The organism is Kitasatospora sp. MBT66 (assembly GCF_000710405.2).
In the GTDB taxonomy this organism is placed as follows: Bacteria; Actinomycetota; Actinomycetes; order Streptomycetales; family Streptomycetaceae; genus Kitasatospora; species Kitasatospora purpeofusca.
On the sequence record NZ_JAIY01000006.1, the window covers coordinates 707,259 to 716,388 of the forward strand.

General features: G+C 76.1%; 7 protein-coding genes. 5 read left to right on the forward strand and 2 right to left on the reverse strand.

What is annotated here, in order from left to right:
- Together BI06_RS15660 and BI06_RS15665 are read right to left on the reverse strand one after the other, a co-directional pair.
- The coding region (locus tag BI06_RS15660; protein WP_043468690.1) for a DinB family protein at positions 1 to 473 on the reverse strand (473 nt) is incomplete at its 3' end.
- A 58-nt stretch (positions 474 to 531) separates the two neighbouring features.
- A complete protein-coding gene (locus BI06_RS15665) occupies positions 532 to 1,110 on the reverse strand; it encodes a nucleosidase (RefSeq protein ID WP_030395070.1) in 579 nt (192 codons plus the stop codon).
- A 350-nt stretch (positions 1,111 to 1,460) separates the two neighbouring features.
- Between BI06_RS15665 and BI06_RS15670 the strand changes: the two genes are divergently transcribed.
- The 5 genes from BI06_RS15670 to BI06_RS15690 all read left to right on the forward strand — a co-directional run.
- Positions 1,461 to 2,882: a hypothetical protein gene (locus BI06_RS15670; protein WP_149030384.1), complete on the forward strand. Its 1,422-nt coding sequence runs from the start codon at positions 1,461 to 1,463 to the stop codon at positions 2,880 to 2,882.
- Positions 2,883 to 2,897: 15 nt separating this feature from the next.
- Positions 2,898 to 3,908, forward strand: coding sequence for a glutamate ABC transporter substrate-binding protein (locus BI06_RS15675; protein ID WP_051741098.1), 1,011 nt, complete (start codon positions 2,898 to 2,900; stop codon positions 3,906 to 3,908).
- A gap of 157 nt (positions 3,909 to 4,065) precedes the next feature.
- A complete protein-coding gene (locus BI06_RS15680) occupies positions 4,066 to 5,562 on the forward strand; it encodes a hypothetical protein (protein ID WP_233290164.1) in 1,497 nt (498 codons plus the stop codon).
- Positions 5,563 to 5,567: 5 nt separating this feature from the next.
- Positions 5,568 to 8,213, forward strand: coding sequence for a serine/threonine-protein kinase (locus BI06_RS15685; protein ID WP_063794975.1), 2,646 nt, complete (start codon positions 5,568 to 5,570; stop codon positions 8,211 to 8,213).
- A gap of 3 nt (positions 8,214 to 8,216) precedes the next feature.
- Positions 8,217 to 9,130: PP2C family serine/threonine-protein phosphatase (locus tag BI06_RS15690; RefSeq protein WP_043469692.1), on the forward strand; the 914-nt coding region annotated here is incomplete at its 3' end.

Consider the following 9,130-nt stretch of genomic DNA (forward strand, 5'->3'; position numbering starts at 1 on the left):
TGTCCGGCGTGCCGGCCGGTCTCCTCGATCATGTGGACGAGCAGCCAACGCATCGACGGCGCCTCGGCGTTGGGCCGCAGCGAGCGCACACCGGGCCGGTCCGGCCAGGCCGCCGCCGACCCGATCACCTCGTTGGCCCGGGCGATCGCCTCCCGGTACGCGGCCACCGACCCGGCCACCGTCTCGTCGCCGGGCGAGGGCGCGTCGTCGTCCCACAGGTCGACGTCGTCCCCCCGGTAGGCCCAGAGGAACCAGTTGAGTTCGACGGCGGTCAGGTGGCGCACCAGCCAGAGCAGGCTCGTCCCGGAGGCGACGCCGGGCCGGCGGGCGTCCTCGTCGGACAGCCCGTCGGTCTTGGCGATCACACAGGTGCGCAGGTAGTCGAGGAAGGTGAGCAGCGTGGTGTGCTCGTCGGCGTTCAGCCCCGGCGGCCGGAGGTCGGCCCGCACGGGGGCGTCGGTGTTGTCGGTCACCCGGCCACCCTAGGAGGCCCCGCCCACAGCCCCACCCACAGCGATGTCCTTCGGACCGTCACCAGCCCTGGGCGTGCAGCCAGTCGGCCAGGTGCCGGGCGCAGTCGTCGACCGACTCCTGCCAGCTGTGGGCGGCGCCGTCGCCCGCCTCGTCGCTGACGTGCTTGACCAGGCGGACCGGCAGGCCGGCCCGGTGGGCGACCGCGGCGACGGCGTAGCCCTCCATGTCCACCAGGTCCGCGTGCTCGGCGAGGCGGTCGCGGGCGGCCGGGTCGGAGACGAAGAGGTCGCCGGTGGCCAGGACCGGCCCGTCGCCGCCCTTGCCGACGACCAGCGGCGCGCCGTAGGTGCGGCCGGTGAGGGCGTACAGGGCGGGGGTGTCCAGGTCGTGCTGGATCACCTGGGTGACGGTGTGGATGCCCTCCCAGCCGGGGCGCAGGGCGCCGGCGGTGCCGAGGTTCACCACCTCGGAGGGGTGCTGCCCCCCGGCGAGGACGGTGGCCAGCGCGGCGGCGGCGTTGACCTTGCCGATGCCGGTGAGCAGCACCGGAAGGCGGTCGCCGAGGTGGGCGGCCTCCTCCCGGACGGCGACGACGAGCAGCGGACGGTCGGCGGAGATCGTTCCCAGAAGGCGCATGGCGTCATCGTACGAAGGACCGGGCCGCCGGGGCGGACCCGCACCGCGAGCGCCCCGGGAGCGCGCCCGGCCGGTTCACGCCGCCGAACGCGCCGTGGACACCCCGGCGCGGACGCGACTCCCACACAATCGGACCCCAATCCTCCGCTCTACTCGGGAACCGCGTAGGGTGCGTGCCGCGTCGACCCGTTCGCCGCACGGCCCGTGGGGGGACGGACCGGCGGGCGAAGCAGGGACGGACAGCTCAAGATCCGCGCAACTCGGGTGTGGCCGCGGGGAGTGACGGCCATACTGCTGGCAACGGCCGGGCCCCCGAAACGGGGGGCGGGCCACAGGGGAGGGGGTGGCTGGTGGCGACACCGGTACGCACGGAGGGGCCGGGCGCGCACACGCCGGAACGGCCCGCGGGTACGGTGCCGGCCCAGCGACGGGCCGGCGGCACGGGGGCGGTGGTCCTGCCGAGCGGGCCGCTCGCCCGGCTGGGGCGGGCCACCCGGACGGCGCCGGGCCGGCTGCGACTGGCCGGAGCGCTGCTCGCGGTACTGACCCTGGCGTTCGGCGCGCTGACCGCCGTCCAGGTGAACTCCCGGGCCGCGGCGGCGCAGCGGGTGGTCGACAACAGCCAGCCGCTGAGCCAGGCCGCCGCCGACATCAACCGCTCGCTGGCCGACGCGGACGCCACCGCCGCCACCGGCTTCCTGCTGGCGGGCGCCGAACCGCGGGCCGTACGGGACCGCTACGAGCAGGACCTCAGGACGGCCTCCCAGCTGATCGCCGAGTCCGCCTCCCGCACCCCCGCCTCCTCGCAGCTGCGGGAACTGCTCTCCAAGCTGAACCAGCAGGTGCCGGTGTACGCGGGGCTGGTGGAGACCGCCCGGGCCAACAACCGGCAGGGCTACCCGCTCGGCGGCGCCTACCAGCGGTACGCCTCCGAGCAGATGCGCACCGTGCTGCTGCCGGCCGCCGCGCAGTTCTCGGCCGCCGAGAACGCGCTGCTGGCCGAGGACATGAAGGCGGCCCGGGCCACCCCGTGGGCCGGGTACGCGCTGGGCCTGCTGGCGTTGGCCGGACTGGTCTGGGTGCAGCTGACGCTGTTCCGGCGGACCAACCGGGTCTTCAACATCGGGCTGGTGGCCGCCACCGCCGCCGTGCTGGCCGCGGTGCTGTGGCTGACGGTGGCCGCGAACGGCGCCGCCACGGCGCTGGCGCGCGGCGACCGCGAGGGCGGAGTGCCGCTGCGGGCGCTCAACTCGGCCCGGGTGGACGTGCTGACGGCCCGCCTGGCGGAGAACCTCCACTACGTGGCGCGCGGCTCCAGCGGCGTCTACGCCGACCTGTGGTCCAAGACCACGGAGCACCTCGTCACCTCCGACCCCGGGCGCGCCGGACCCGGCACCCTGCTGCAGGCCCAGTCGCTGGCACCGCGGGCGGCCGAGGGGCCGATCGCCCAGGCCGTGGCCGACTACCAGCAGTGGCGCGAGCGGCACACCGCCGCGAGCAAGCTGGAGAACGACGGCGACTACCAGGCCGCGCTGGACGCCACCGTGACGGCCCGGGAGGCGGACGCGCCGAAGACGGCGGAGGCCGCGTTCGCCGCCGCCGACCGGCAGCTCGCCGACGCGGCGGTGCTGGAGGAGGGCGAGTTCCGGGACGCCGCGCTGGGCGTCGACGAGGATCTGCGCACCGCGGCCGCGGCGATCGCGGTGCTGGGCCTGCTGGCCGCGGCCGCGGCCCTGCGCGGCCTCGGCCGCCGACTGGCCGAGTACCGGTAGAGGGGGGACGGAAGCATGGTCACGAGCACGAGCACGAGCACCGGTCGGGACCGGGGCCGGGGCCGGGCGGCCGCGCTGCGCGGGGCCCGGACGGCGGCGGCGCTGGCACTGCTGGCGGGCGGCGCCCTGGTCCTGGGCGCGGGCGGGCCGCAGGAGCCCTCCGCGGCCGGCGCACCGCGCCAGGTACCGCTGGCGGCGCAGCAGGAGCAGTCCGGGCAGTCGGAGCAGAGCGGGCAGGCCGACTGCGACCTGTACCGCAGCGTCCCGGCGAGCACCGAGGACGGCCCGGCGGTGAAGGCGATCAAGGCCAAGCGCAGCCTGGTCGTCGGCATCGACCTGAACAGCTACCGGTGGGGCTCGCGCAACCCCAACACCGGGCAGGTGGAGGGCTTCGACATCGACCTCGCCCGGGCGATCGGCACCGCGATCATGGGCGATCCGGACAAGGTCGTGCTGAAGGCGGTGCCGACCGCCGACCGGATCAAGTTCATCCAGGAGGGCCGGGTCGACATCATCGTCCGGACCATGTCGATCACCTGCGAGCGGATGGAGCAGGTGGCCTTCTCCCGCCCCTACTTCACCACCAGCCAGCGGGTCCTGGTGCCGAGGTCCTCCCCCGCGAAGAGCATGGACGAGGCGCTGAACGGCTCCACCGCCTGCGCCGCCTCCGGCTCCTCGGCCGAGGAGGAGCTGAAGACCCGTCCGGTGAAGCAGCTCGTCACCGTGCAGAACCACCTCGACTGCCTGGTGCTGATGCAGCTCGGCAAGGTCGACGCCACCATGACCGACGACGGGCTCGCGGCCAGCCAGGCCGCGCAGGACCAGACCGTCCGGGTGCTCGACGGCGAGGTCCGGCCGGGCGTGATGGGTGTCGCGATGCTGAAGACCAGCACCGATCTGACGGCCCGGGTGAACCAGGTGCTCAACGACTACTACAACGGCGGCAGCTGGCGGCGGGCGTACGACACCTGGCTCAAGCCCTACCTGCTGGACGACGCCGACCGGCACTGGCCGACGCCGCGGTGACGGGAGCGGCGGGCCGCACCGACGGTTCCTCGACGACCGGGCCCGGCCCGGCGGCGGGGGCGCGCGCTAGGGTCGGGGCGGATTCCCCGGGAACCGGAACGGCAGGAACCGGAACCACGGAGTACGGCACACGGCAGGCGAGGGAGGGGAGGGGACGATGGCGGCTTCGGCCGGCCCGGCACTGAGCCGGGAGGAGGTGGACCGCGCGCTGGCGCGCCTCGGCGCGGAACGCGACGCGGTCGAGTCCGCGCTGCTCTCGCTCCAGGACCACCCGGGCCTGCGCCTGCTCGACGGCGCCGGACTGACCGGGCGGACCCAGGAGCGCTGGTCCGTCGTCGGACAGGGCCTGCCGCTGCTCTGGGCGCTGTTCGACCGCTACTCGGAGGCGCTGGCCTCGGCCCGCGCGGTCCGGGCCCGCAAGGCCAGGCCCGGCGGCCCCGAACTCGCCGAGCTCAGCGAGCTGCTGACCGGCGACGCGGTCACCGTGCCCGGCGGCGCGCCGGACGGCCCGCAGCGGCTCGGCGCGCCCGCCCGGCTGGTCGAGCGGGTCAGCCTGGACGAGCTCATGGAGCGGATGAACTCCTGGTACGCCACCGTGCTGGAGGTGGTCTCGGCGGCCGACGCGGTCTGGACGGCGCTGCCCGCCCGGATCGACCTGCTGATCGCCGAACTGCGCCGGGTGCAGACCCTGGCGGCCTCGCTCGGCGTGCGTTCCGGCACCCACCCGCTCGGCGACGACCTGGAGGCGCTGGACGCCGACCTGGAGGGACTGCGGACCGAGGTCCGCACCGACCCGCTCGCCCTCTGGCGGCCCGCCAGGGTCCCGGCGCAGCGCGGCACGGTGCCGGACGGCGGCGCCCCGGGCCTCCCCTCCGGGGTGGTGGACACCGAGCGCTTCGACCGGGCCGGGCGGGCGCTGGACGGCGTCCGGCAGGAACTGGAGAACCTGCTGCGGCTGCGCGACGACGCCGAGGAGCGGCTGCAGGGCGTCGGCGACCTGCTCCAGCGGGCCGACGCCACCCTGGCCGAGGCCCGGCGGGCGCGCGGCGAGGTGCTGGCGAAGATCGCCGCCACCGAGGTGCCGGCCGTCCCCGGACCGGCCTCGGCACTGCGGGAGCGGATCGTGCTGGCGCTGGACCTGCGGCAGAACGGGCAGTGGTACCGGCTGGCGCCGCTGCTCGACGCGCTGGAGGACGCCGCCGCCAAGGAGCTGGCCCGGGCCCGGCAGTCGCTCACCGAGGTGACCCAGCCGCTGGCCGTCCGGGCCGAACTGCGCGGGCGCCTGGACGCGTACAAGGCGATGGCGGCCCGGCTCCGGGTGTCCGAGGACCCGGTCGTGCTGGAGCGCTACGAGAAGGCGCGCTGGCTGCTGTGGAGCGCGCCGTGCGACCTGCGGGCGGCGGCCGGCGCGGTGGCCCGGTTCCAGCAGGCGCTGCGACCGGCACCGGGCGAGCCGGGGGCGGGCGCGGCCGAGCCGGGCGGGTCCGGGTACGGCGGCGGCACCGGGTACGGCGGCGCCGGGTCGAGCGCGGCCGGGTACGGCGGCGCGGTGCAGGACAGGATCGAACGGGACGGGATCGGGCTGGGCGGGGCGGCGGCCGGCGGGGAGCCGACCGACGGACAGGCTGTCGACGGACGGGTACAGGGGGGCTGACGGTGATGGGCGAGACGTGCGTACGACCGGAGTGCGGCACCGGGACGATCGACGCGGACGGCTACTGCGACGAGTGCGGTCTCGCCCCGGCGAGCACCACCTCGACGCGGGCGGGCACCGGGTCGACGCCATCGGGCCCCGGGTCGGGCCGGACCGGGACCGGTCCGGCGACGGGCACCGGCACGGCGACCGGGACCGGCCCGGCCTCCGGGACCCGCGGCGGGACGGCCGCGGGCCGGAGGTCCGTCGCCGGACCGGGTGACCCCTGCCCGCGCGACTGCGGCGGGACGATCGACCCCGACGGCTACTGCGACGAGTGCGGCCTCGGCGCCGCCTCGGCGCCCCTGACCGGCGGCCAGGACACCGGCCCGGCCCGCAGCTCCTCCGTGCGCAGCTCCTCGGTCCGCAGCGGTTCGGCCCGTTCGCTGTCCGGCCGGTCCCGCTCGCACCGCTCCACCCGTACCGGCAGCAGCCGCTCGGTCTCGGTGCGCAGCAGCCGCGGCAGCAGTTCGGCCAGTCGGCACCGGCTGGGCGCCGGCCTGGTGACGGTGCCCACCGTCCCGGCCGCCGATCCGTCGCTGGCGGTGCTGGAGAACCCGGAGGTGCCGGAGCGCAAGCGGTTCTGCTCCAAGTGCGACACCCCGGTGGGCCGGGACCGCAACGGCCGGCCCGGCCGCCCGGACGGCTTCTGCACCAAGTGCGGCACCCCGTACTCGTTCACGCCCAAGCTGCGCCGCGGCGACCTCGTCGGCGGGCAGTACGAGGTGGTCGGCTGCCTGGCGCACGGCGGGCTGGGCTGGATCTACCTGGCGGTCGACCGGCGGGTCAACGACAAGTGGGTGGTGCTCAAGGGCCTGCTGGACACCGGGGACGAGGACGCCCTGGCGGTGGCCGTCGCCGAGCGCCGCTTCCTGGCCGAGGTGGACCACCCGAACATCGTCCGGATCATCAACTTCGTCGAGCACCCGGACCTGCGGACCGGCGCCACCGACGGCTACATCGTGATGGAGTACGTCGGCGGCAAGTCCCTGAAGGACATCGCCAACGAGCGCCGGCTCCCGGACGGCCGGCGCGACCCGCTGCCGGTCGAGCAGGCGATCGCGTACGGGCTGGAGGCGCTGCCCGCGCTGGGCTACCTGCACTCCCGGGGCCTGGTGTACTGCGACTTCAAGATCGACAACGTGCTGCAGAGCGGCGACGCGCTCAAGATCATCGACATGGGCGCCGTCCGCCGCCTCGACGACGACGGCCCGATCTACGGCACCATCGGCTACCAGGCGCCCGAGATCGCCACCGACGGCCCCTCCCCCGCCTCCGACCTGTACACGGTGGCCCGCACCCTGGCCGTGCTCAGCTTCGACTTCCAGGGCTACTCGACCACCTACCGGGACACCCTGCCCGGCCCCGAGTCGGTCCCGGTCTTCGCCTCCTACGAGTCCTACTACCGCCTGCTGGTGCGCGCCACCGACCCGGACCCGGCCCGCCGGTTCGGCTCCGCCGAGGAGATGGCCGACCAGCTCACCGGCGTGCTGCGCGAGGTGCTCGCCCTCCAGGACGGCCGGGCCCGGCCCGCGCAGTCCACCCTGTTCGGCCCCGAACTCCGGGTCGTCGACACCGAACTGGTCGCCACCACGGTGCGCCCCGGCGAACTGCGGCTGACCGCCGTCGACCCGGCCGCCGCCGCGCTCGCGCTGCCCGTCCCCCGGGTCGACCCGGCCGACCCGAACGCCGGCTTCCTCGCCACCCTGCTGGCCGCCGACCCGGCCGAGGCGCTCGGCGCGCTGGACGGCGCCCCCACCGACTCGGTCGAACGGCGACTGCGGGCCCTGCGCGCCCTGCTCGAACTCGGCCGGCCGCACCAGTCCGCCGAGGCGCTGGCCGCACTGGAGAAGGACCACCCGGACGACTGGCGGGTGGTCTGGTACCGGGGCCTGGCCTCCCTGGTCGCCGCCGCCGAGGCGGACACCGAGGCCGGAGCCGGTACGGGCGCCCCCGAGGGGGCCTCGGCCCGCGAACAGGCCCTGCGCGCCGCCGCCGAGGCCTTCGACGCCGTCTACGACGCCTTCCCCGGCGAGGCCGCCCCCAAGCTGGCCCTCGCCGTCTGCGCCGAACTCCTCGGCGACGGCGGCGACGCGGCCGAGTTCTACCGCCTGGTGTGGAGCACCGACCAGAGCTACCTGAGCGCCGCCTTCGGGCTGGCCCGGGTCCGGCTCGCCGAGGACGACCGGGCCGGCGCCGTCGCCGCCCTGGAGACCGTCCCGGCCACCTCCAGCCAGTACACCGCCGCCCGGATCGCCGCCGTCCGGGCCCGGCTGCGCGAGCGGCCCACCACCGACCCGCTCGGCGCCGACCTCGGCGCGAGCTCCGAGCAGCTGACCGCGCTGCGCCTGGACGACCGCCGCCGTGAGGAACTCGCCGTCGAGGTACTCGGCGCGGCGCTCGGCTGGGTCACCGCCGGATCCCCCGGGGGAACCGGCACGGGCCCGGCGACGGGCGAGGTCAGCGTGCTGGGACGGCCCGCGGTGGAAAGGGAACTGCGGTTCGCCCTGGAGCAGTCCTACCGGGTACTCGCCCGGTTGGCCGACCGGGCCGAGACCAGGATCGAGATGGTGGAACGGGCCAACCGGGCCCGTCCCAGGACGTGGGTGTAACTGATGCCGCAGCAGACCGTGTGCCAGAGCTGTGCCGAGCCGATGGACCCGGAGGACGTCTTCTGCGGGTCCTGCGGGGCCGGCCGGGACGGCCGTCCCGCCCCCGGCGCGATGCCGGCCGGCTGGTCCGCCGCCCGGGCCGGCGGCGGGGAGGAGCACCCGCCGACCCTGCCCAACACCCCCTCCGTGCCCGCCCAGGCCGACCGGAGCGCGGTCGCCTGCGCGCACTGCGGGCTCCACCAGGTGACCCCCGACGGCTACTGCGAGGCCTGCGGCCGAGCCCAGCCGCGCCCCCGCGACCACATGGAGAAGGCGCTGGCCGGCGTCGCCGGCGTCAGCGACCGCGGCCTGCGGCACCACCGCAACGAGGACTCCTTCACCGTCGCCGCCTCCTCGCTGCCCGGCGGCGACCCGGTCGTGGTGGCCGTGGTCTGCGACGGCGTCTCCTCCTCCGACCGGCCCGACGAGGCCTCCGAGACCGCGGTCGACGCGGCCTCCGAGTCGCTGCTCAGCTCGCTGGAGGCGGGCACCGACCCGACCCGGGCGATGCGCCGGGCGATCGCCGACGCGGCCGACGCGGTGGCCGCCCTCGCCACCGACGGCACCCGGCCGCTCCGGCCCGACGTCAACGCCCCGGCCTGCACCTACGTCAGCGCGATCGCCTCCGGCGGCCGGATCACCATCGGCTGGGTCGGCGACACCCGGGCCTACTGGATCCCCGACGACCGGGTCGCCGCGGAACCGTTCCGGCTCACCCAGGACGACTCCTGGGCGGCCCGGATGGTCGAGGCGGGGCTGATGGGCGAGGCCGAGGCGTACGCCGACCCGCGCGCCCACGCCATCACCGGCTGGCTCGGCGCGGACGCCGAGGAGGTCGTGCCGCACACCCTCGACTTCACCCCGCACGTGCCCGGCGT

Coding starts and splice junctions, on each gene's coding strand:
- BI06_RS15665 (WP_030395070.1), bottom strand. CDS start 1,110: ATGCGCCTTCTGGGAACGATCTCCGCCGACCGTCCGCTGCTCGTCGTC.
- BI06_RS15675 (WP_051741098.1), top strand. CDS start 2,898: ATGGTCACGAGCACGAGCACGAGCACCGGTCGGGACCGGGGCCGGGGC.
- BI06_RS15685 (WP_063794975.1), top strand. CDS start 5,568: ATGGGCGAGACGTGCGTACGACCGGAGTGCGGCACCGGGACGATCGAC.
- BI06_RS15680 (WP_233290164.1), top strand. CDS start 4,066: ATGGCGGCTTCGGCCGGCCCGGCACTGAGCCGGGAGGAGGTGGACCGC.